Raw genomic sequence first — 20004 nt, 5'->3', positions numbered from 1 at the left:
CCCCCTACGAAGCGGCCTTGAGGCCGGCCATGAGCCGGGTGCAGTTGCGCTGCTGGAGCTCGGGGGTGACCAGCCGGTGCATCGGCATCGGCCCGTTCACCTGGCGGTCCAGCCGGACGATGCGCGCCTGGTCCACGGTCAACGGGTTGTGCCGGGCGGCGGCGGCCCGCTCACGGCGGGCCTGGTCCTGGCGGGCGAGGACGTCGATCCAGTCCGGCCCGAGCCGGTCGACCATGCGCTTGCGCAGGGCGGTGCGCTGGCCGGGGGTGGTGGCCGCCCAGATGCCGAACCGCGTGACCGGCTTGTTGACCAGGGCCCACCGCAGGCAGGAGTTGACGATGGGGCAGCCGGAACAGGCCTTGCGAGCCTGCTCCAGGCGCTTCTCCGTCGCCGCCCGGTCGGTGGTGCGGTCGCCGTTGGTGAAGTCGAACAGCGTCGGCTCCAGCTGGCAGCGGGTCGGGGTGGGGCTGTGGGGGAAGGGGAAGCGCGGGTCGGGGTCAGTGTGCGAGGTCGGATGGGCGACGCCGGGACGGCTCATGAGGTGGCCTCCGGGAACAGCTCGTTCAGGTGGGGGAGTTGGAGGAGGACCTGCTCGAACACGGGCAGCGGGACGCGCCAGGGCCCAAGCGCCCCGGTGCAGGGCACGGGCAGCGGGAGGGCGTGGACGTCGTCCAGCTCGAGGTGGGAGCAGCCGGTCTGTGCCCACGGGCTGCACGGGTCGCCGTCGTCGGTGTGGGAGCCGGTGATCCGGGCGACACCGAGGACCGCGCTGTAGTGCAGCTCGTGGCCGCGGATCGTGCGGGCCACGAGCGGGTCGCGCAGGGCGGCCCGGTCCATGGTCTTGTGCGCACCGGCGTGCAGCAGGCGCCAGCCCGGCGCCCACGGCTTCGGCCGGTTCTCCACGCGCTTGTCGCCGTGGACGATGCACGCGGTCCAGGGCTGCTTGATGGTGATGCCGCGGATGAAGTCCGGGGCGTACAGGGTGGGGGCCTTCATGCCGCCGCTCCGAGGCTGGCGGTGCCCGGCCGCCCGTCGCGCCGGCCGTTGATGGACGGCACGGTGGCGTGGGAGCGATCGGCGAGCACGGCGCGACCGGTGTGCTTACCCGCGTACATCGCAGCGTCGGCGGCCCGCTGCAACTGCGCCAGGTCCGTCGTGCCGAGGACGTCGGGGGAGGCGGCTCCGATCGACGCAGCGACGTCGACCAGGTCGCCGCCGTCGACGTCCACGGGCTGCGAGAGCAGGGTGGCGAGCTGCGCGAGACGGAGCTCGCGGCGGGCGGCTCCGATCCGCACCGTGACGGCGAACTCGTCCCCTCCGAGCCTGCCGACCGCCCCGCGGCTGCCCGCCCAGGCGGTGAGGCGCTGCGCGGTGACGGCCAGGACGCGGTCGCCGGCGGCGTGCCCGCCGGGGCCGTCGTTGATCTCCTTGAAGTGGTCCAGGTCCACGATGACCACCAAGGAGCTGTCGCCGTAGCGGCCGGTGATCTGCTGGGCTTTGGCGGTGTAGCCGTCGCGTCCGAGCAGTCCGGTGAGCGGGTCACGGCGGGCCTTGTTGAGCTTGCGGTGCAGGCTGACGGCGTGGACGGTCCAGCCGGTCAGCGGCACCGCGAGAGAGGTGATGATCAGGGCGCGTTGTCCGGACGGGGCGTGTACGCGCACGGTGGGGGCCATACTGGTGTCTCCCTCTCGTTTCGTACGGGATGGGTGGCCCGGGGCAGGCGGCTGGTTTGGACGCCTTTGACGCCTGTCCCGGGGCGGATTCAAAACGTGCGGCGTGTGCCGAGCAGACCGTGGGGGTTCACCCACGGAGCGGCCGTCGCCTTGTTCCAGTCGAGGTCCCAGTCGGGCCGCAGCCCCCGGGCACCCCAACCACTGACGAACTCGAACGGGATCTCCTGCCCTGCCTGGTGCAGCAACAGCGCCTTGTCGTACGCGTCATGTGCTGCCTTGCGGGCGGTGATGGGGCTGTCGGCCAGGCCGACGAAAACGTGGAGACGCCGCCCCTGGTCGTTGTTCTTGGTCGGGACGTCAACCTCCCAGTACGACTGAGGCATGCCCCTCCCCTCCTTCCGGTCCTGGTCGTGGTCGTGGCGGAACACCGCGACCGCCCCGGCCGGGATGGCCGGGGCCGCACGGAGGAACGCCGCGTCCCTCGAGGAAGGTTCAGCCGGCCGTGGCCTTCGCCAGGATGTCGGCGTGGTCGAACGCGAGATCCGGGAGCGCGGCCAGGGGCCACCAGCGGGCGGCGGTGGCGTCGTCCCCGGCCGTCGGCCTGACCGGTGTCTGCAGGGTGGCCGTGTAGGCGACGCTGACGTATCGGCCGCGCGGGTCACGGCCGGGGGTGTCGAAGGCGCCCACCTGCCGGAGGCCATCGGCCGGGACGGTGATGCCGGTCTCCTCCTGCAGCTCGCGCACGGAGGCGGCCAGGCTGGTTTCCCCCGTGTCCACATGGCCGCCGGGCAGAGCCCACCGGCCCTTGAACGGGTCCCAGCCCCGCTCGATCAGCAGGACGTGCCCGGCGGCGAGCAGGACGACGTCGGCGGTGTAGCGGATCGTCTCATCGGTGGAGTCAGCGATCACGAGGTTTCTCCTGGTCTCAAGTGAGGAGGCGGGTTGGCCGGCCTTTTGTCGGCGTCCGGCCGCCCGACAGTTCCGCTCCGGCGTGTGCTGGTCGTGGCGGAACACCGCGACCGCCCCGGCCAGGTGAGGCCGGGGCGGCACGGAGCAACGCCGCGTCCTACGGGACGGTCAGGAACGGGCTGCGTTGAGCGCGGCCCGCCGCTCGGAGAACGTCGGGGCGTCGGCGACCTTCACCCACTCGCCGTCGGTGATGCGCTTCCCGCCGTCGCTGGGCACCTTGCCGTTGATCCCCCAGAACGGGTGGAGGATCGGGACGCCGCCGCTCCAGCGGTCGTAGTGCCTCCAGACGAAGTACGGGTGGTCCGGGTCGTCGTAGTAGCACTCGCCCTCGGGCACGTACGCCTCGGTCAGGTCGAAGACCACGCCGGTGTCCGGGTGGGTCCACTCGGTGCGGCCGATCTCGTCCTCCTCGATCTCCTGGCCGCTGGCGTCGATGCGCCGGTCCATCCAGGAGACGGTGACCAGGTAGCCCGGGTGGTCCCAGGTGTTCGGGTAGGGCTGGCTGACGCTCTCGTAGTCGATGTGGACGTCGCGGTGAGCGATGGGCTGCTGGCCGCGCAGCTTGCTGCGGAGGAGCTTGGCGCGGCCGGCCGGGACGGGCTTCACGTACGGGTCGCCCATCCGGCCGCTGCCCTCGCAGTTGGCGAGCCAGCCGCCGACCGACTTGTAGATGCGGCCGTCGCTGTCGGGGGCGTTCTCGGTGACCTCCCAGTCGGCGATCACCAGCGGCGTGTGCCCGGCGAAGACGAGGGTGCCGTGCTCGGTGTCGGCGATGCGGTGATCGTCGGTGTTCCAGTCCTTCATGCGAGTCCCCTTCGGGGTGTGGTGTCGGACGGATCAGGTCGGGTCAGCGGCGGGTGCTCTTGGAGCCGCGCAGTTCGTCCACGCGGGTGGCGGTGTGCGCGGTCTGTTCGGCGAGGCTGACCAGGCGGCGGGCGTCGTCGGCGACGGGCTGGGACCAGACGAGGCCGGCGGCGAACTGGGTGGCGTGCGCGGCGAGTTCCTGTGCCTGCTTGGCGAGCTGCTCCCGTTCCCGCTCGAGCGGGTTGGTGTTCACCGTCCGCTCAGGGAGGGGCTGTTGGACCAAGCGCTCCAGGATGAGGGCGAGGGCGTCGGCGACGGCGGTCAGGTCGCCGTGGGCGAGCCAGCCGTCGATGGTGTCGTGGCCGGTGAGGTCGGGGGTGTACTTCGCGTAGCGGCGGCGGCCGAAGGCGTCGGGTTCGTCGGCCGGCGCCAGGATGAAGACGAGCCGATTGTTCAGCCGGTCGGGGTAGAGGGTGAGTTCGAGGGTGGCGGCCTCGTTGGTGGAGACCGCGGGCCAGTCGGGGCTGACCGGCGGCGTCCAGTCGGTGCCGAGGATGTCGGCGACGACCGCGGTGAGGCGTTCGGCCGGGGCGGCGGTGATGGGGCGGGCCAACGGATCCTCCTGCGGGACGGGGCTGACCGGGCACCGCACTGCCCCGGCCGGTGTCGGGGCCGGGGCGGCACGGTGGCGGGTCAGACGCGTCCGGCGGCTGCGGCGGGCACCTGCCGCTGGGCTTCGGCCTCTTGGCGGCGGTGGTTGCGCACGACCTTGCCCATGATCTTCTGGGTGACCTTCTCCGCTTCGTCCTCGCGGGCCACGAGCTCCTTGAAGAGCTTCTTGAGGGCGGCCTTGTTCAACGTGTGCGTGCCCATCTCGTGGCGGGCGAGAGCGAGTTGCGCGTCGGGTCCGCCCTTGCGGCACAGCTGGTCGACTTCGACCATCGCGTAGACGAGGGTGGAGCCGATCTCCTGCCCCTTGCGGCGGCGCAGGCGCTGGGCGTTGAGGAAGATCCGGATGGAGTTGTTGGGGCCGGCCACGGTGACGGCGTAGATGTCGCCAGGGCGGGCGGTCAGGGACAGCACCTTGTCGCGCCACACCTCGTACTTGATGCCGGCGGCGACGCCCAGGGACTGGGCGACCAGGCCGGACAGCTTGTTGGTCTTGGTGACCACGAGTTCGACGGGGACGACCGGGCGGCGGCCGTAGTGCTCGCGGACCAGGCGCTGGGCGATGGGTGCGGCGGCCTCGATGTCGGCGGTGATCTTCTTGGAGACGAACAGGCCGCTGCGCCGGATGGTCATCTGGTCCGGCTGCTTCTTCCTGTGGAACTGCACGTGGGTGTCCTTTCGGAGTGGTCGGGCGGGCTGAGGGGCTACCGCACCGCCCCGGCCCGCGCGGCTGCGGGTCGGGGCGGCACGGGCAGTCCGTCAGTTCGCGTGCAGGCCGGTGAGGTCCTCGATCAGGAGGTCACGCTCGTCGCGGTCCTCGCTGACGTCATCCGCCGTGGCCGGTGCGACCGGGAGGCCGGCGGCGCGGGCCGTGAGGTGGTGACGGATCTGGTCGATGCTGGTGATGGCCACCGGCTCGTCACCGTCGCCGGTCAGCAGCGTGAAGCAGGGCTCGCTGTTGCCGTACTTGTTCTTGTCGCTGCGGTAGTGGAGCCAGACGCCCGGGGCGAGGAAGAAGGACGCCTCGCCGTCCTCGTAGCCGCGCCACCGGTCCTCGTCCCGCAGGAAGTTCTCGCCCTGGTCGATCCGCCACGCGGCCGACGCGGCGCGGGCGGCGGCGTCGTCCTCGGTGGCGGCGGTCACCTGCGCGAGGCCCTCGTCCAGGGTTGCCGGGGCGTTGGGCGCGGTGTGGCTGCTGCTCTGCGGCCGGTTGTGGCGGGCCTTGGTGACCAGGCGGCGCAGCGGGGTGAGGAACAGGTCCGCCATGCCGTTGACGGCGACGGCGGCGACGACCGCGACCGCTCCGGTGGCCGCGAGGCGCCAGTCGCCGGACCAGGTGTCGGGGTAGTAGGTGTAGCCCGCCCAGGCGCCGATGGCGCCGCCGATCAGAACCGTCGTCATGTCCAGTCCCTCGGTCACGGCGTCGGCGACGGTGATGGCGGCGCGGCGTACGGCTCGGTTCATGATTGGGGTGCTCCTTCTTCTGTCGGATTGCGCTCTGGTGGGAGGAGGGGTGTTGCTCCGGGGCGGCCGGGTCTGGAAGCCTGCGGCCGCCCCGGGCGTCTCAGCGGCCGCCGGTGTGGGCGGCGGCGGTGGTGCGGATCGTGTCGGCGAGCAGCACGGTCAGCTCGTGGCCGTGGTCGACGACGTCCTCCAGGCGCTCGATGAGCTCCGGGGCCAGGCCGTTGTTGCGGGCCCCGGCCAGCAGTCCCTCGAGGAAGAGGACGTCGGCCAGGACGCGGCCGCGGGCGTCGACGACGCCGGGCTGCACGGCGAGGACGTCGGTGTTCTTCGCGGTGGCCAGGGCCACATGGCCGGCGGCCTCGCGGTAGGCGGTCTCGGTCTGCTCGGTGAGCAGCATGTCGACCTTGTCGGTCTCGCTGTAGGCGCGGCGCCAGCCGAAGCGTTCGGCGGCGATCTCCATCAGGGAGCGGCGGGCGAGGGACACGGTGACCTCCGGGGAGGGCCAGTCGCCTGGTCTCTGCTGACCGGGCGGACACCGCACGGCCCCGGCCGCCGACGTGCGGCGGGCGGGACCGTACGGAGAGCGCCGGTCAGCTCTCGGGACGGCGGCGCGCGAAGTACCGGATGTGGGTGTGGTCGCTGTACTCGCTGCGCTCGGTGCGCAGGAGCTCCGGCTCGTCGACGGCCAGCTGCTGCAGCGCGGCCGCGATCCAGTCGTCGGTGCGCTGGAGGCTGAGCCGGAGCAGGTCCAGCGACTCGATCCAGATCTGCTCGTCCTCCACGCGGTTGCGGCAGCCGCTCACCCACGTACGCAGCCGCTCGCGCACGGTGTCGTCGTCCGGGCGAGCCGCGATGTCGCGGGACAGCGCGCGGCAGGTTGTGGCGTGGTCGTTGGCAACTGCGGCCGCGTCGTGGAGTTCGAGCCACCCGTGGCTTTTGAACTTGTTGTTGGTCTTGACGAAGTGGCAGCCCAGGCAGGCCACGTTGTGCCGGTAGTCCTGCGAGGCCGTGTAGACGAGGACGACCGCGTGGGCCTGGTTGTAGTACCGCTGGGCGATGGTGACGCCGTCGGGCTTCCACGTCTCGCCGATCTCCGGCCACGGCGTGGGCTCGGGCGCCGGCGGTTCGACGGGGGCGGGGCGGCGGGCGAACAGGGTGAGTGCCACGGGGCTACTCCTTGTCGGTGTCGGCTTGGTGGGTGCGCCGGGCGGCGGCGGTGGCCGCCACGGCGATGAGGACCAGGACGAGCGCGTACGGGAGGCTGCTCACCACCCGGCGGCCGCGAGGGCAGCGGCGGCCAGGAGCAGGGCGAGCGCGGCGAGGATCGTGTCGACCGCGCGGGTGAGGCGTTCGAACTTGGCGACGGCGATGAGGGACAGCGACTTGACCCGGGTGAGGCGGGTGTCCGTGCGCATCGCGTTGAGCAGGTCGTTTTCGCTCAACTGCGCCCAGCAGGGGAAGCCTTCGCGGACGACGCGGCCCCGGCCTCCGAGGTTGGGGCGCACGACCAGGAGGAGCAGCACGGCGGCGGCCGCGAGCGCGAGGACGGCGAGTCCGCCGACGACCTGGGCGGACAGCGGCAGGTCCTTGTCGGCGACGCTGGCGAGTCCGGCGAGGACCGCGCCGTCGAAGGCCAGCAGTAACGAGGCCTTCGAGTCTGTGCGCGTGATCTTCGCTTCGACGTCGTGGCACGCGTCGTCCAGGTTCTTGCTCAGGCCGTGTGCGGCCGGGATCGCGATGTCGGGGGCGGCGGTCATGGGGCGAGTCCCTTCCGGCCGGGCTGTCCGGCTCCCCGTCACCACCCGGTCCGCCGCGGGGCGGTACGGGTGGCTCAGGCAGCCGTCAGGACCGGCGGTCGCAGCCGGGGAGGACGATCACGGGGCGCAGGGACAGGCCGCGCAGCGCGAAGAGCGAGCCGATCGTCCAGGCCAGGACGGCGAGCGCGGCGGCGACGGTGCGGCCTGCGGCGGGCGAGGACGCCCACACCATGTACACGGTGGCCGCGCCGTGCGCGGTGTACGTCAGGCGTGCGCCGAAGGCGCCGGTGAACCAGGCCAGTACGAGGGAGACGGCGCCGACGCCCTGCCAGATGACGAACGCGCTGGAGGCCGTCAGCGGAAGGCCAGCGGTGTGCGCGCTCAGGTAGGCGTGGACGGGGTCGGCGAGGGTGGCGGTCCACTGGGTGAACCACGCCCAGTCCTGGTGGTGGTACCAGTCGATCGCCTTCGGGATGCCCCACTTGAGGATGAGGATCAGGGTGGCGGTGCCGAGGATTGCGCCGACGGCGAGTGCGCCGGGCGGGATGTCGTCGCGGGTCCGTATCGGCGCCGGCCGCGGCACGGTGGTGGTGTGGGCGGGGCTGCGCCGGGGCGGCTGGCGGTCGCTGTCGGCGATCGTCTCCATCGGCGGGACGGTGGGTTCGGGCTCGCGGGGCTCGGTGGGGTCAGTCACCGGGTCTTCTCCTTCGTGGTGGTCGACGGCGACACGGCGGGTGGTGCTGTGGCGGGGGTGGGCCAGGCTGTGCGGCTCCCCTTCACCCCCGGCCCGCCGCGCGGCGGGCCGGGGGATCAGGCAGCCGTCAGCCACTGCGTCGCAGCGGAGACGTAGTCGGCCGGGTCTGCGGGGGTGCCGTCGTGGCACTCCAGGCACATGCCGAGCGTCTTGAGCGGGAGGCACCGGAAGTACCTTCGGCGGCACTTCGGGCAGGTCTGGCGACGGGCCATGGCCTTGTCGAGCGCGGCTTCCTGAGCGAGCGTCGGCACGCGTTTCGGCTTGGCGAGCTCGAGGCTGTACAGCCACGCCATGCGCTTGCCGGTGCGCCAGACCATCTGGGCGACGGGCTCGTGGCCGCCGGGGCACAGGCCCATCGCGCGTAACTGGCGGCGGGTGGCTAACCCGGTCGCGGGGACGGGGCCCTCGCCCCGGGCGGCTTTGCGGATCTCTGCCGCGCCGGGCACCTTGAGGTAGCCGTAGGTGGGGAAGGCATCGGCGTCGCCGTACAGGTCGATGTCCCGGACGACCGGCGCGTCGGCCGGGGACTTGGGGTCAGCGGCGACGGCCACGGTTGTGTCCGCGGCCGGTGTGGACCTGGACACGCGAGCGGCCCTTGGCGCTGACGTTGATGGTGTCGCCGCGTCCGGTGCCCGTGGTGGTGAACATCTTCAGCAGGATCCAGCCGCCCAGGCCTGCGAGGCCGATGAGCCCGAGGGTGACGAGCGCGTTGACCAGCTCCACGATCGCGTGGATCAGGAAGAAGACGCCGACGCCGCCGATGCCGACGATGAAAGCCACCAGGGCGGCCTTGATCAGGAGCGGGGAGACGAGCGGCTGCGGGGCCGGGGCGGGCGGCGGCGTGTAGTAGGCGACGTTGTGTCCGGCCGGGCCGGGGACGACGACCACGCCGTCCAGGCCGGCGGTCGACGGGTAGACGACCGTGCCCTGGGGGAGCGGGACGACGTGCTGGCCGTACGCGGGGGCGGGTGCCTGCCCGTGCTGCGGCGGCAGCGGGGTCGGGTAGTACGTGGTCTGTGGCTGCTCGCCGTAGGACGGCATGATGGTGTCCTCCTCTTGCTGGGGAGCTCGGGCGGCTGCATTGGCGTGAAGTTCGCCCGGGGAGGCTTCGGCCTCTTCACCGGCCCCCGAGGTGCTTGACTCATCTCGGGGGTCAGTGGAGCCGTCGAAGCTGGGCTCAGTCGGTGGTGAGCCGCCGGAAGCGGCTCGTCAGGAGCGGCTCGCTGCGGGCGAGGATCGTGGGCGGGTGGCCCGGGCTGGGCTCGGGCGCGAGCACGATCGGCTCGTCACGCTGTTCGGTGAAGTCGAACGTGAACTCCACGGCGGTGTCCTCCTCTTCGTGTGTCATGCCGCGTTACGCGGTCTCGTCCAGGACGAGCTCACCGGTGGCGATTTCCTCGTTGAGGAGGTCGGCGATCTCCTGGACCGTCTCCGTCTTGCCGGAGAGGCCGGCGGCCTTCAGCGAGCGACGCGACACCTTGCTGGCCCCGGCGCGGATGATGCCGCGTGCGAGATCCCGGGCTTCGGCGAGCTTGGCGGCGTCGATGTCCGGGCGCGCGGGCGGGGCCTGGTACTCACGGGCGCGGGAGTTGGTCCCCTGAGCGAGGTCCATCTCCGGGTAGCGGCCCCCGTCGGCGGGGCCGAAGGAGTCGGCGCGCTGGGGGCCGGGGCCGTTGGTGGGGGCCGCATCCTGCGGGGTGGTCCCCTCGGTGGGCTCGTGGTCCCCGCCGGTGGTCCCCGCCGGGGCGGTGTGGCCCCCGTCAGAACCGCTGTCGGCGGGGACCTTCACGGTGATGGTCCCCGGCGTGTGGGTGCGTGCGGCGGCGGTCCCGTTCGGGCGGGGGCCGGTCTCTTCGCTGGTGGCGGTCCCTGCCGGGGCGGTGGTCCCAGCCGGGGCGGGGACCGTGGTCCCCGTGGCGGGGGCCAGGGCGGGGGCCATCGTGCCCGTGGCGGGGGCCGGAAGGGCGGGCTGGTCCCCGCTGACAGTGGTGGTGGTGGTCCCCGTCGTGGTCCCCGTGAGCTCCAGGGCGAGGTCCAGCATGCCGCCGCGAAGGGGCCACAGCTTCTCTGCGGGGGCCTTTCGGCGCCAGCCGCGCCCGTACTCGGAGCGGAGGCCCCCGATCGCCTCGCGGCGGTGCCTCTCCAGGATCAGGCCGATCCGGTAGGAGCGGACCTCCCACAGGACCATCCGGCGCCAGATGCCGAACGTGCCGATGGGGTCCAGGAACCAGCGGCTGAGCCGGATGCCGTCCATGCGGCGCTCGGAGGTCATTCCGGTGCGGCGCCGTACGGCGTGCCGGACGCCCTCCATGAACGCCACGAACAGGACCGGCATGGCGGCGTGCATGCCCTGGCCGGTGACGCGCTCGGGCCAGGGCAAATCGGTATCAACTGCCGCCATGTTGAACCAGATTGTTGCGGTCGTGAACGCCCATGCGAGCCACCGCAGGGGGGCGAGGGGCATGTCGAGCTGCTCCAGGACCAGGTCGACCACCAGGAGGGCGAGAATGCCCAGGTCAACGCCGATGGGGACGATCCAGGAGTGGGCTCCGAAGCCGTAGGTGCGGGCGACGTCTTCGACGGCGGCGAAGGAACCGTATCCACCGAGGCCGGCGAGGCCTGCGAAGAAGATTCCGGCGATGGCGATGGCCCACTTCTGGGCCTTGGTGAAGGGCGGCGGCGCCTCGGGGCGGTCTGCCATATCGATTACCTTCCGTAAGGTGCGCACGGCTCAGGCGCGCACCTTGCGCGCGGGACAAACCGGTACGCATCGGGTGGTGCGCTGCAAGGGTGCGGGGTCCCTACCTGAAGCGGGGACAGGTGCGCACGGTGCGCGACGCTACGCACCGTGCGCACCCGATTTTGACTACTCTCCGTTGTCGCTGAAGAGGGGGGAGCGGAGGATGTCGTAGTGGCCGAAGCCCTCGTCGGACTCGTCCTCGGAGATCACCTTGCGGTCGATGAGGCGGTCGCGCTCGCGGTAGAACCAGCGCTTGGTGTCGGCCAGGCCGACCCGCAGAAGGATGTCGGTGACCTCGCGGGGAGCAAACGAGAGTTTGCCTTCGCGCACCCACTGATCGAGCCGCTTGTAGAGCTCCTGGCGGCCCTGCTCGCTGGTGAGCTTGTCGGCGTCGTCGTCGCCGCCCAGCGACAGGACGGGGGCGTCGTCGGCCGGGGGCTCGATCTCGTCCTCAATGCGCAGGTGGTCGTACTCGCCGGGCTCGGGGTCCTCGTCCAGCACGTTCTGCAGCATCTCGTTGAGCTCCTCGACTTCGCGCGCGATGGTGTCCTCGTCCACGTCGTCCATCTCCTCTTCGGGCGGTCCGGAGTAGGCCGGCGCCGCCGGGGCCGGGGAGGCCGCGGGGGCGGTGGGGGCCGGGGCCGGAGCCGCCTGCTGCTGGGGGTTGTTCTCCTCTCCCTCCTCCTTGGGCAGCAGGGGGGCGTCGTACGTGGTGCGGTTGACGTACAGGTCGCCGAACGCCTCAGCGGTGATCGCGTCCAGCGGAGTGCGGATCGCCGCGCCCGCGGTGACGGCGTCGGCCTGATCGCGCTTGCTGGCCAGCTCGGTGCGGGCGGTGACGTGCCACCGCTCCTCCGGGATGCCCAGGCCCGCCGCGTAGTGGTAGCCCGGCTTGCGGTTGCCCCACTGCGGCCAGGCGCCGGCCTCAACGGCCTCGTCCGGCAGGCAGTACTGGGAGTCGGCACCGTCCCGCAGGCCGAAGCACAGCCCGGCCGGGCTGTTGGCGCGGGAGTCGGTGTCCATGTTGTTGTGCGTCGCGCGCTGAATGGACGTCAGGATCCAGATGCCGGCGGCGCGCGCCGTGCGCAGGATCTTCTGGTAGTGCTCGTTGTCGGCGGCGAAGTCCGCGGCTTCCTCGCCGATGATCACGAGGAAGTTGAGGCCGCAGCCGGGCTCCCACTTCGACAGGCCCTTGGCGGCGAGGAAGTCGGTGCGCTTCTCGATCGCGTTGGGCAGGATCTTGAAGAACCGCCGGGCGGCGTCCTTCTTGTCGATCGGCCACTCGATGCCGTGCCGGACGTGCCCGAAGTCCTGCTGGAACTTCGAGCAGTCGATCACGATCACGCTGACCTCGGTGCGGGTGCCGCACTCCACGATGATGAGCTGGTTGCCCTGCGTCTTACCGGCACCGTTCACGCCCATGGCGATGCAGTGCTCAACGTTGCCGTTGGACAGCGGGCCCGGGTCGCGCAGCATGCCGGTGAGGTTGAGCAGGACGTCCTCGCCGTCCTCGTAGCGGCCGGTGCGGATCGGCACGTCGCCGATGGACGCGCCGAACGCGGACGGGCCGCGCCAGGGGAAGCCCTCCTTGAGGAGGTCGGCGACCTGGACGCGCAGGGTGACCTGGGAGGAGTCGTCATCGTCCACGGTGTGGGTGATGCGTCCCTTGCCCAGCTTCAGGGCCGAAGCCATCGCGGGGATCCTGCGCGCGAGGTCGTCGGCGGTCGCGCCGTCCTTGGCCTCCACCGTGGCGATCACGGTGCCCTTGCCGTTGGAGTTGGCCTCCTTCAGCTCGTGCTTGGCCAGGCCGATCTCGCTCTCGAGCTTCTCCCACCGGCTGGCGCTCTTCTCGGAGCCCGCCTTGTAGAACTTGCTCCAGAGGTTGTTCGCGGCCGCCATCCCGACGCCCCCGAGGAACCAGGCCGCAGCCGTCGCCGGGGTGTCGACGCCGACGACCGTGCCCAGGGTGGCAGCGGCGGTGACGACACCGGTGTTGACCTGGTGCCAGATCCGCTGGTCCTTGGGCCGCTTGGCCTTGGCGTCGATGTGGGACATCAGGCGGCACACTGCGGTGCCGGTGCCGGCCAGCCCCAGCGCGGCGAGCGCCAGGGCGGTGGGGTTGCCGGTGAGGGCGAGGTGTCCGAGCTCCACGGGGAGCGGCCCGAGCAGGGTGACCGCCCAGGGCCCGCCGTAGGTCAGCCGGGCTCCCCGGCTCTCCTGGATCTCTTCCTCGCTGCGGGGGTCGAACTTCTTCGAACGGGATGCGCGGCGTGCCATTTAGGCGGCCTTTCCTGCTTCGCCGGGCTTCCCGGCGGATCCGGTGGACGGCTTGTCGCCGATGGAGAACCCGGGCTTCTTGCTGCCCTTGCCCTTGCGGGCCTCGGCCTCGGCTTCCTGCTCGGGCCGGATGAAGTGCTTGACGAAGGAGGCGTACATCTTCACGCCCGCCAGCCCGAGCACCTTCGCCGCCGACGCACCCGCCTTGAGGTGGGCGCCGACCAGCTTCGCGCGGATCTTGGACTGGAGGCCGAAGGTGTACCACTTGCCCTTGTACTGGCTGAGGATCGCCGTGATCATGTCGGCGTCGAACGCCACCCGCGTGTACAGCTCGAAGCCGATCGCGCGGAGGATCTTGGCGTAGTTGTAGAGGTCGCGGTCGGTCTTGAACTCGATCTTCTCGAGCTGCTGGATCAGCTTGTGGAGGTCCGAGCCGACCTTGACCTCGGGGCTACCGGTGCCGTCGCTCATGTGGGTGAGAGTCCTTCCGGAGAGGGATCGTGGGGGTTGTGCGGGCGGGGGCTCTGTCACCTCCCCGCGGTTCCGGACCGGGGCCCGGAGCCACGGGCAGACGGCAGGTTCACCGGCTGCTGTTGGCCTGGCTGTTGTCGCCGGCCTCCTGCACCGCCGTGGCGATACCGGAGCCGAGACCGTTGATCGCCCCGGCGATCGGGGACGTGGCCAGGGCGTAGCCGCAGATCAGCGCCGCGATCACGGCGCCCATCGCCAGGTCCGCCTTCCACAGCAGCCAGACCGCGCCGCCGGAGAGCAGCGCGACGGGGATGGTGATCATTGAGTCCTCCTGGGGACAGGGGAGTTGGGGATGTGCTCCTCAGCCTTCGCGGGGAGGGCCGAATGAAGGCCGGCCTCCTGGGACAGAGGCCGGCCGCGGAGCGGTTCAGGGGTGGGATATCCCTGGTGCTCCCTGCCGTCCCCGGGGCCGTCGACGGCCCCGGAGGCGACAGGCAACATCGGGTTCAGGCGGCAGCGGCGATACGGACGTTGCCGATCGGCCGGTGAGGGGCGATGACGCTGCCGTCCGGCAGCAGCTCGCCGGTGTCGTCGAAGAGCAGAACGCCGTTGCACAGCAGCGACCAGCCCTGCTCGGGGTGGTGGGAGACGATGTGCGCGGCCTCGCGGTCCGGGCTGTCTGCCGGCGGGCACAGGGTCTGGTGGCGGCAGTCCACGGCGATCACTTCCCGCCTCGGGCGCGGCGCAGGGCCTCGTTCATGTCCGGGTCGGAGTCGGTGTTGCCGAGCGGGCGTGCGATGCTGATCAGCATCAGGGCCTCCAGCAAGGTCCTGGACAACCCCCGTGGGGCCTCATCCCTGGGGGTTGTCGTCGTTTCGGGCGGGCGGGATGCCTGCTCCGAGCGGCGCGTGGCCGCAGTGCCCCGGACCGGACTCGAACCGGTCGTCGTACTTCCAACGGGGCCCGCGATCTTCGCCCTTGTCTCACCGCGCGTCGGGTCACTCGTCCGCCCGAGAGCGGAGGAGGAGAAGGTGCTGCGGAAGCTGTTCACGCGGCAGGGCTGGCTTGTCGCTGTTGCCTGTCCCGCATCTCGCCTGCGGGCGGGCGGGCGGTCCGCATCCCCTGCGGACCGGGCCGGGTTGACCAGAGGACTCACCTGACGACGCCCCTCCGCAGATCTCTTGCTCGGAGGCGCCAGCGAGTCATGGCTCCGGATGTTCCATATGGAGTTGAGAAAGAACGGCCACTCCGCAGGTCCACCCACCTCGAGGGCAGGCTTCGCCTTGGGCGTTGGTGCTGTCGGGGACCGTGTCCGGCTCCCTCATCCGGCGCCGCCCGCGGGGCGGTTCCGGGTGGGGGAGCCGGGTCCGAAGACCCGGCGGGGAAGTGCAGGGGGAAGTCAGGCCGCGATCGGCAGGGACGCGGCGGCCGGCGGCGCGATGCGCAGCTGCGCGGCGTGGGGGATGAGCGCGTCGACCAGGCGCTCGCGGACCAGCACGGTGATCGACGGGTCGGCCGCGACGATGTCCCGGGCCGCGTCCCTGCGGGCCGCGAACTCGAATCCGACCTCGTCCTGCGCCTTGGTGCGGCCGCCCCGCGGGCCAGCCGCTGCGTCGAAGCGGGCCAGCTCACCCGGGGTCACGAACTCGTACATCTCAAGCGGCGTACCGAACGCGATGTCCAGGTCGGCGTCGCCGAACTCCGGAAGGTCCACCTCGATGGCGTCCAGGAGGGCGAGGGTCTCGCTGTCGAAGTGCTCGGAGAGGTCGGCGGCGGAGGTGGAGATCGTGTTCATGAGGTGGTGCTCCTCTTCGAAGGCGGGTGCGGTGATCCCCTGACAGGGCAGGTGGGGGCTCTGCCGACCGGCTCACCTTGTCGGCATAGCTAACTTAGCTGATACAGTTCGGGGGGTGTCAAGCGGGCTGGTTGGTGAAGCTATGGAAGCTAGCTAGGTTGAGGGAGTCGCCCTACGATGACGCTCATGAGCAACGAGGACGTGCAGCCGTACCAACGGATCGTTCTGGAGATCGGCGACAAGATCCGTTCGGGACGGCTCACGGCGGGGACCAAGCTTCCGAGCACCCGGGAGCTGGCCGACGAGTACGGCGTCGCGCCAGGCACCGTTCAGCGAGCTCTTGCCGAGCTTCGCGCCAAGAAGTTGATCTACTCCCATCAAGGTCGTGGCTCGTTTGTCAGTGAGGCAGCAGGCAAGGCCGACGAAGACCCAACTACCAGCGCCATCAAGGCACTTCAGGATCAAGTCGCGGACTTGGCTGCACGCCTGGAGAAGATCGAGAAGGCGCACGGTGGCTGACGCCTTCCTGCATGTCTCACTGCGCATGTCCGGCACTCCCTGGTCCGCTTCGACTTCGTCACGCAATTTGTAGGACTGGCCGGGGAGTTGGTTCTAGATCCGCCCTGTATCCGTCCGCTGGATACACCGACTTGGATACATGGAGAGGACTCGAAATGGGGCAGCGGCCGAATGCGCTGACGCCGGAGAGGTCGCCCCAGCATCGCCTTGGTTACGCGATCCGCGAGCTGCGCGAAGCGCGCGGTCTGTCCATGAGGGAGCTGGCCGCTAAGACGTTCGTTTCGCACTCCAAGGTGCAGCGATGGGAGAACGGTGACCGCCCGCCGAAGGACCTGGGCGAAGTGGAGCTCATCGACCAAGCACTCGGTGCTGGCGGGTTCCTGATCGAGCTCTGGCATGAGACCGACCGGGGCACCTCCAAGCCCAGCCATGTATCCGATACGGCCTTACATGTATCCGATACATCGTTTGACCTGGCCACAGCTCTGTCCCAGGCGGCAACGTCAGACGGTGAGGGGATCTTCGTCCCTCGACGTCTAGACGATGGAACGGTGGTGCTCGTGGCACTCGATCGACGCGCGCTGTTGCGTGCCGGGGTGGGGATCGGTGCAGCGGCGGTGGCTGGCTTTCCCGCGCCGGCGGCCGCAGTGATCAGTTCGGCAGAGGATCCCTTCGGTTTCGCGAGAAGTGCCACCGAGAATTGGTCCGGTCTTCGGCTGTCCCGTCCTGTCCCTGATTTCGGTGTCGACTGGCAGGCGCTGATCCCGGGAGGCCGTTCCATGCTCGGCTCCCAACTAGCGCTCCAGGTCCACCCCGCGCGGATCGAGGGCAGCCGGGTGATCGTGTCAATCCCCGATCAACGGCGCGCTGAGGAGTTCCTGGCCCGGCCGCATCGCAGTCTGCTGGTCGGGGCTGTCAGCAGCGACGGGGTCTCGAGGTTCTTCGCTCTTGACGGCCGTGCGGCCCGCAGCAAGCTCTCGAGGAATGGCGGCGTGTATGAAGTCGCCGCCCCCACCACATACGAGCTGGACGATCTCACCTACGGCATTCTGTGGGCGGTCAGCAACTACGACGACGCGCTGCAGGCCGATGACCAGCCTCTTGCCGAGACACGCAGCGATCTCAAGGCCTACGAGCGGCTGTCCGCCTCTGCCGTCAGCCGGGAAGCCGCCCCCGGGCTGAACACCGTCGCCCACATGTGGCTCGGCTCCGACTTCTGCGCTCGCCACATCCTCCGTGCGCTGCCGGACCTCCCGGTGCTGCCGGCCTTCTGGACCCGGGAGCAGAGGGGGGAGGAAGCCAGCGCATGGCTGATCTTCGATCACAAGTACCCCTACCTGCGGGAGACCACCCAAGCGCTCGGCAATACGAGCACTCGGGCCTTCTGCGTCCCGGAGAACGTCGTCCGTTCCTCCCCGCGGCATGAGCGAATCCTGCTGTTCCTAGCCGTGGCCCTGATGGAGTCGCTGGGGATCCACGCCCAGTTCACGGCCGATCCCGCGTACGAGGCCGTCGAAGGCTTCGTGGTCGCTCCCGACAAGGAGGCAGTGATTGCCAACTGGGTCCGGGGGGACGGAATGTGGCACGTCGATGTGACAGCCCGGTCCTCGGTCGTCCGTGAGTTCACGATCGCGGCACGCGACGTCGACGCGGACTCGCTCACCGCAGCACCGACGGCCGCCGGACGGCTTCGTGCTCTCGCGCAGTATCTCGACCTGCCGTGGTCCTGGCTGATCCAGCGGTGTGGCCAGCTTGCCCGGTACGGATCGTCCGGGCTGATCCAGTCCCGCAGTCGGCTCGTCTCAGCGGCAGGCATCGATGCCGCGTGCGCGTACGTGGGATCCCTCCCAGCCGATCATTGACCAGCACATCAAACCGGCAGTCCACGAAGGGGAAGTACATGGCCGACAGCAACCGTCGCGTCGCGGTGTTCTCGCTCGGCGGCACCATCGCGATGACAGCTAAGACGAGCGGGGGAGCGACGCCCACGCTCTCGGCCGACGACCTCATCGCAGCCGTACCGGGCCTCGCCGACACCGGTATCTCCGTGGAGGTCAACAACTTCCGCCAACTTCCCGGGGCCTCACTGGGCTTCTCCGACCTCCTCGAGCTCGCCGCGGCGATCGAGCAGCTCCCCGTCGACGGCGTGGTCATCACCCAAGGCACGGACACGATCGAGGAGACCTCGTACCTCCTGGGCCTCGTCACCACCGGCACCAAGCCCATCGTGATCACCGGCGCCATGCGCAACGCGAGCATGGCCGGGGCAGACGGACCAGCGAACGTGCTCGCCGCCATCCGCGTGGCGGCGAGCACCGAAGCGCGAGGCCAGGACTGCATGGTGGTGTTCGGGGAGGAGATTCACGCTGCACGCTGGGTACGCAAGACCCACGCCACTAGTCCCACGGCCTTCACCTCGTACCCCGGACCGATCGGCTACGTCGCAGAAGAACGAGTCCGGATCATGACGCGCCCTGGGGATTCGCCGAAGATCGATCTTCGTCAGGCCACTGGCACGGCACGCACAGCGGTCGTTACGGTCGGGCTCGGAGACGACGGGACGGTCCTCCGGGCCATCGGTGACCACGTCGACGGCCTAGTGGTCGCCGCGTTCGGGGCGGGCCACGTCCCTATGGCGTGCGTGGACGTGCTCACCGATCTCGCCAAGGGCATGCCCGTCATCCTGGCTACGCGCACTGGAGCGGGCCCCGTGCTCAGGCACACCTACGGCTTCCCCGGCTCGGAGTCCGACCTGCTCTCGCGCGGGCTGATCTCGGCTGGACCGCTAGACCCGATCAAGGCGCGCATCCTGCTGCAGCTGCTCCTGATGACCAGTGCCGACAAAGACCAGGTCGCCCAGTCCCTCAGCGCCGTCTCTTAACCACCCCAAGAGCACTCGGAGAATCACTTGCGCAGCTACGAGCTGACCACGGGCCGAACCTTCGCCGTGAATTTCGACCATGGCGACGACTTCTTTCCCACCCTCGCCGACTTCTGCCGTCAGAACGGTGTCCGGCACGGCTACATCCCCATGTTCATCGCCGGCTTCGCTGAGGCGGAGATCGTCGGGGCCTGCGAAAAGCTGGAAGACCCTGATGCGCCGGTGTGGAGCAAGGTCTACCTGACGGGCGTGGAGGCTATGGGGTGTGGAACCCTCGCGTACGACGCCGAGGCGGACTCGGTCCTGCCACACATCCACACTTCGCTGGGCGAGAAGGCACGGTCGGCCACCGGCCATACGAGTCATCTACTCAGCGCCCGCGTCCAGTTCCTGGTCGAGATGCTCGTAGTCGAGGTAACCGCACCCGTGATGACACGACCGAAGAATCCAGATCTGTACGACGTACCACTTCTGTCCTTTGAAGCGTGAGGTAGACGTCTGGGGGCTCCGAAGCTTTCCGGAGCTCGCGGCCGTCGTGTAGGTGCCAGCCCCATCTGATAAAGGATCATGATGCCCACGTTCGTGTACGCCATCAGCGGCAGCGATGCGCCGTGGTCACCGAGCTACTGGTTGGCTGGAGCAGCCGAGTGCCATCGGTGTCGTGCAATGAGGCTGAGGGCGTCGGCGGTCTCGCACGGTCCGGTTGGACGCCCGTTCTCCGGTCGGTGGTCGCTGGTGGCGCCCGTGTGGCGGGCGCCGCGAGCAGGTCGTTTCCCGCCCGGCGGGATTCGCGGGGGTGTTTGTGCAAATCCTCTTGGATTCCGGACCGATTCCTGTTCGGATCATGGGCACGTGCCGTGTGATGAGTGCAGTTGGTCCCCGTAGGACGCGAATTCAGCAGGGAGGTATCGGGTCGTGACGAGTGGTCAGTAGTGGCCGGGCTTTGCGACACGTGCGCCCCGGGACGGCGCAGAGTTCGACGGGAACGGTACAGTGACCCCCAGCGTTGATCAAAAAGAAAAGTGGCCCCGTCGACCGGCCTTGGACAAGCCGGGAGGGGCCACGTGGCCGACGGACCTTGTAGTGGGGGTCCGAAAGCCTGCCGAGCACCCTTTTCGCGAGAAGGAAGGTGCCGACGTGATCAGGGTACCCGTACCCGTCACCCGACACACCGCACCCCGCCGTGGAGGCAGCAGCCATGCCGGTTGCTGGTCCTTCGACGGGGCGTTCG

Annotated in this window: 26 protein-coding genes; 4 read left to right on the top strand and 22 right to left on the bottom strand. The window is 70.1% G+C overall.

Going from position 1 to position 20004, the window contains the following annotated elements; all coding sequences use genetic code 11:
- Positions 1 to 4 precede the first annotated feature (4 nt).
- The 22 genes from ACH4UM_RS38610 to ACH4UM_RS38505 form a co-directional block, all read right to left on the bottom strand.
- Complete coding sequence (locus tag ACH4UM_RS38610) at positions 5 to 538, bottom strand: WhiB family transcriptional regulator (RefSeq protein ID WP_398190349.1); 534 nt, start codon at positions 536 to 538, stop codon at positions 5 to 7.
- The gene (locus tag ACH4UM_RS38605; protein ID WP_398190346.1) at positions 535 to 996 is read right to left on the bottom strand and encodes a hypothetical protein; all 462 of its coding nucleotides are present in this window, start codon (positions 994 to 996) and stop codon (positions 535 to 537) included. Before ACH4UM_RS38605 ends, ACH4UM_RS38610 begins: the two co-directional genes overlap by 4 nt.
- Positions 993 to 1673 carry a GGDEF domain-containing protein gene (locus ACH4UM_RS38600; RefSeq protein WP_398190343.1) on the bottom strand — a complete coding sequence of 227 codons (681 nt, stop codon included), beginning with the start codon at positions 1671 to 1673 and terminating at the stop codon, positions 993 to 995. Before ACH4UM_RS38600 ends, ACH4UM_RS38605 begins: the two co-directional genes overlap by 4 nt.
- 89 nt (positions 1674 to 1762) lie before the next feature.
- Positions 1763 to 2056, bottom strand: coding sequence for a hypothetical protein (locus tag ACH4UM_RS38595; RefSeq protein WP_398190340.1), 294 nt, complete (start codon positions 2054 to 2056; stop codon positions 1763 to 1765).
- A 109-nt stretch (positions 2057 to 2165) separates the two neighbouring features.
- On the bottom strand, positions 2166 to 2582 hold the full coding sequence (locus tag ACH4UM_RS38590) for an NUDIX domain-containing protein (RefSeq protein ID WP_398190337.1): 417 nt from the start codon (positions 2580 to 2582) through the stop codon (positions 2166 to 2168).
- Between the two features lie 168 nt (positions 2583 to 2750).
- Positions 2751 to 3446, bottom strand: a complete 696-nt coding sequence (locus ACH4UM_RS38585) for a hypothetical protein (RefSeq protein ID WP_398190335.1) — start codon at positions 3444 to 3446, stop codon at positions 2751 to 2753.
- A gap of 43 nt (positions 3447 to 3489) precedes the next feature.
- Positions 3490 to 4059, bottom strand: a complete 570-nt coding sequence (locus ACH4UM_RS38580) for a hypothetical protein (protein WP_398190333.1) — start codon at positions 4057 to 4059, stop codon at positions 3490 to 3492.
- A gap of 80 nt (positions 4060 to 4139) precedes the next feature.
- The gene (locus tag ACH4UM_RS38575) at positions 4140 to 4781 is read right to left on the bottom strand and encodes a hypothetical protein (protein WP_398190330.1); all 642 of its coding nucleotides are present in this window, start codon (positions 4779 to 4781) and stop codon (positions 4140 to 4142) included.
- 93 nt (positions 4782 to 4874) lie between these two features.
- Positions 4875 to 5579 (bottom strand): hypothetical protein, encoded by a 705-nt coding sequence (locus ACH4UM_RS38570; RefSeq protein WP_398190327.1) that lies wholly within the window; start codon positions 5577 to 5579, stop codon positions 4875 to 4877.
- 100 nt (positions 5580 to 5679) lie between these two features.
- A complete protein-coding gene (locus ACH4UM_RS38565; RefSeq protein WP_398190324.1) occupies positions 5680 to 6063 on the bottom strand; it encodes a hypothetical protein in 384 nt (127 codons plus the stop codon).
- A gap of 106 nt (positions 6064 to 6169) precedes the next feature.
- Complete coding sequence (locus tag ACH4UM_RS38560) at positions 6170 to 6745, bottom strand: hypothetical protein (protein ID WP_398190321.1); 576 nt, start codon at positions 6743 to 6745, stop codon at positions 6170 to 6172.
- 99 nt (positions 6746 to 6844) lie between these two features.
- Positions 6845 to 7336, bottom strand: a complete 492-nt coding sequence (locus tag ACH4UM_RS38555; RefSeq protein ID WP_398190318.1) for a Pycsar system effector family protein — start codon at positions 7334 to 7336, stop codon at positions 6845 to 6847.
- Positions 7337 to 7421: 85 nt separating this feature from the next.
- Complete coding sequence (locus tag ACH4UM_RS38550) at positions 7422 to 8030, bottom strand: hypothetical protein (protein ID WP_398190315.1); 609 nt, start codon at positions 8028 to 8030, stop codon at positions 7422 to 7424.
- Between the two features lie 116 nt (positions 8031 to 8146).
- Positions 8147 to 8641, bottom strand: a complete 495-nt coding sequence (locus ACH4UM_RS38545) for an RRQRL motif-containing zinc-binding protein (protein WP_398190313.1) — start codon at positions 8639 to 8641, stop codon at positions 8147 to 8149.
- A complete protein-coding gene (locus tag ACH4UM_RS38540; RefSeq protein WP_398190311.1) occupies positions 8625 to 9131 on the bottom strand; it encodes a hypothetical protein in 507 nt (168 codons plus the stop codon). The genes ACH4UM_RS38545 and ACH4UM_RS38540 overlap by 17 nt, the downstream gene beginning before the upstream one ends.
- A gap of 136 nt (positions 9132 to 9267) precedes the next feature.
- Entirely contained in the window at positions 9268 to 9438 is a 171-nt protein-coding gene (locus tag ACH4UM_RS38535) for a hypothetical protein (RefSeq protein ID WP_398190308.1), read from the bottom strand.
- A gap of 6 nt (positions 9439 to 9444) precedes the next feature.
- Positions 9445 to 10791 carry a DUF2637 domain-containing protein gene (locus ACH4UM_RS38530; protein WP_398190305.1) on the bottom strand — a complete coding sequence of 449 codons (1347 nt, stop codon included), beginning with the start codon at positions 10789 to 10791 and terminating at the stop codon, positions 9445 to 9447.
- A gap of 165 nt (positions 10792 to 10956) precedes the next feature.
- Positions 10957 to 13107, bottom strand: a complete 2151-nt coding sequence (locus ACH4UM_RS38525; RefSeq protein ID WP_398190303.1) for a hypothetical protein — start codon at positions 13105 to 13107, stop codon at positions 10957 to 10959.
- Positions 13108 to 13578, bottom strand: a complete 471-nt coding sequence (locus ACH4UM_RS38520) for a hypothetical protein (protein ID WP_024126113.1) — start codon at positions 13576 to 13578, stop codon at positions 13108 to 13110. It abuts the gene before it with no gap.
- 109 nt (positions 13579 to 13687) lie between these two features.
- Positions 13688 to 13900, bottom strand: a complete 213-nt coding sequence (locus ACH4UM_RS38515) for a hypothetical protein (protein WP_398190300.1) — start codon at positions 13898 to 13900, stop codon at positions 13688 to 13690.
- Between the two features lie 184 nt (positions 13901 to 14084).
- Positions 14085 to 14303 carry a DUF5999 family protein gene (locus tag ACH4UM_RS38510; RefSeq protein WP_398190297.1) on the bottom strand — a complete coding sequence of 73 codons (219 nt, stop codon included), beginning with the start codon at positions 14301 to 14303 and terminating at the stop codon, positions 14085 to 14087.
- Between the two features lie 674 nt (positions 14304 to 14977).
- Positions 14978 to 15373, bottom strand: a complete 396-nt coding sequence (locus ACH4UM_RS38505; RefSeq protein WP_398190294.1) for a hypothetical protein — start codon at positions 15371 to 15373, stop codon at positions 14978 to 14980.
- A 186-nt stretch (positions 15374 to 15559) separates the two neighbouring features.
- Between ACH4UM_RS38505 and ACH4UM_RS38500 the strand changes: the two genes are divergently transcribed.
- The 4 genes from ACH4UM_RS38500 (at position 15560) to ACH4UM_RS38485 (ending at position 19262) form a co-directional block, all read left to right on the top strand.
- A complete protein-coding gene (locus ACH4UM_RS38500) occupies positions 15560 to 15892 on the top strand; it encodes a GntR family transcriptional regulator (protein WP_234849400.1) in 333 nt (110 codons plus the stop codon).
- Positions 15893 to 16047: 155 nt separating this feature from the next.
- The gene (locus ACH4UM_RS38495) at positions 16048 to 17754 is read left to right on the top strand and encodes a multiprotein-bridging factor 1 family protein (protein ID WP_398190292.1); all 1707 of its coding nucleotides are present in this window, start codon (positions 16048 to 16050) and stop codon (positions 17752 to 17754) included.
- A gap of 38 nt (positions 17755 to 17792) precedes the next feature.
- On the top strand, positions 17793 to 18773 hold the full coding sequence (locus tag ACH4UM_RS38490; protein ID WP_398190289.1) for an asparaginase: 981 nt from the start codon (positions 17793 to 17795) through the stop codon (positions 18771 to 18773).
- 27 nt (positions 18774 to 18800) lie between these two features.
- Positions 18801 to 19262, top strand: coding sequence for a PPC domain-containing DNA-binding protein (locus ACH4UM_RS38485; protein ID WP_398190286.1), 462 nt, complete (start codon positions 18801 to 18803; stop codon positions 19260 to 19262).
- The last annotated feature ends 742 nt before the right edge of the window (positions 19263 to 20004 follow it).

The organism is Streptomyces sp. NPDC020801, from assembly GCF_044334385.1.
In the GTDB taxonomy this organism is placed as follows: Bacteria; Actinomycetota; Actinomycetes; order Streptomycetales; family Streptomycetaceae; genus Streptomyces.
This window is presented reverse-complemented; position numbering and strand designations above follow the sequence as displayed.

Bases quoted from the DNA above. Each gene is read 5' to 3' on its own strand.
- ACH4UM_RS38610 (WP_398190349.1), bottom strand. From the start codon at position 538: ATGAGCCGTCCCGGCGTCGCCCATCCGACCTCGCACACTGACCCCGAC.
- ACH4UM_RS38605 (WP_398190346.1), bottom strand. From the start codon at position 996: ATGAAGGCCCCCACCCTGTACGCCCCGGACTTCATCCGCGGCATCACC.
- ACH4UM_RS38600 (WP_398190343.1), bottom strand. From the start codon at position 1,673: ATGGCCCCCACCGTGCGCGTACACGCCCCGTCCGGACAACGCGCCCTG.
- ACH4UM_RS38595 (WP_398190340.1), bottom strand. From the start codon at position 2,056: ATGCCTCAGTCGTACTGGGAGGTTGACGTCCCGACCAAGAACAACGAC.
- ACH4UM_RS38585 (WP_398190335.1), bottom strand. From the start codon at position 3,446: ATGAAGGACTGGAACACCGACGATCACCGCATCGCCGACACCGAGCAC.
- ACH4UM_RS38570 (WP_398190327.1), bottom strand. From the start codon at position 5,579: ATGAACCGAGCCGTACGCCGCGCCGCCATCACCGTCGCCGACGCCGTG.
- ACH4UM_RS38555 (WP_398190318.1), bottom strand. From the start codon at position 7,336: ATGACCGCCGCCCCCGACATCGCGATCCCGGCCGCACACGGCCTGAGC.
- ACH4UM_RS38540 (WP_398190311.1), bottom strand. From the start codon at position 9,131: ATGCCGTCCTACGGCGAGCAGCCACAGACCACGTACTACCCGACCCCG.
- ACH4UM_RS38535 (WP_398190308.1), bottom strand. From the start codon at position 9,438: ATGACACACGAAGAGGAGGACACCGCCGTGGAGTTCACGTTCGACTTC.
- ACH4UM_RS38530 (WP_398190305.1), bottom strand. From the start codon at position 10,791: ATGGCAGACCGCCCCGAGGCGCCGCCGCCCTTCACCAAGGCCCAGAAG.
- ACH4UM_RS38525 (WP_398190303.1), bottom strand. From the start codon at position 13,107: ATGGCACGCCGCGCATCCCGTTCGAAGAAGTTCGACCCCCGCAGCGAG.
- ACH4UM_RS38520 (WP_024126113.1), bottom strand. From the start codon at position 13,578: ATGAGCGACGGCACCGGTAGCCCCGAGGTCAAGGTCGGCTCGGACCTC.
- ACH4UM_RS38515 (WP_398190300.1), bottom strand. From the start codon at position 13,900: ATGATCACCATCCCCGTCGCGCTGCTCTCCGGCGGCGCGGTCTGGCTG.
- ACH4UM_RS38505 (WP_398190294.1), bottom strand. From the start codon at position 15,373: ATGAACACGATCTCCACCTCCGCCGCCGACCTCTCCGAGCACTTCGAC.
- ACH4UM_RS38500 (WP_234849400.1), top strand. From the start codon at position 15,560: ATGAGCAACGAGGACGTGCAGCCGTACCAACGGATCGTTCTGGAGATC.
- ACH4UM_RS38495 (WP_398190292.1), top strand. From the start codon at position 16,048: ATGGGGCAGCGGCCGAATGCGCTGACGCCGGAGAGGTCGCCCCAGCAT.
- ACH4UM_RS38490 (WP_398190289.1), top strand. From the start codon at position 17,793: ATGGCCGACAGCAACCGTCGCGTCGCGGTGTTCTCGCTCGGCGGCACC.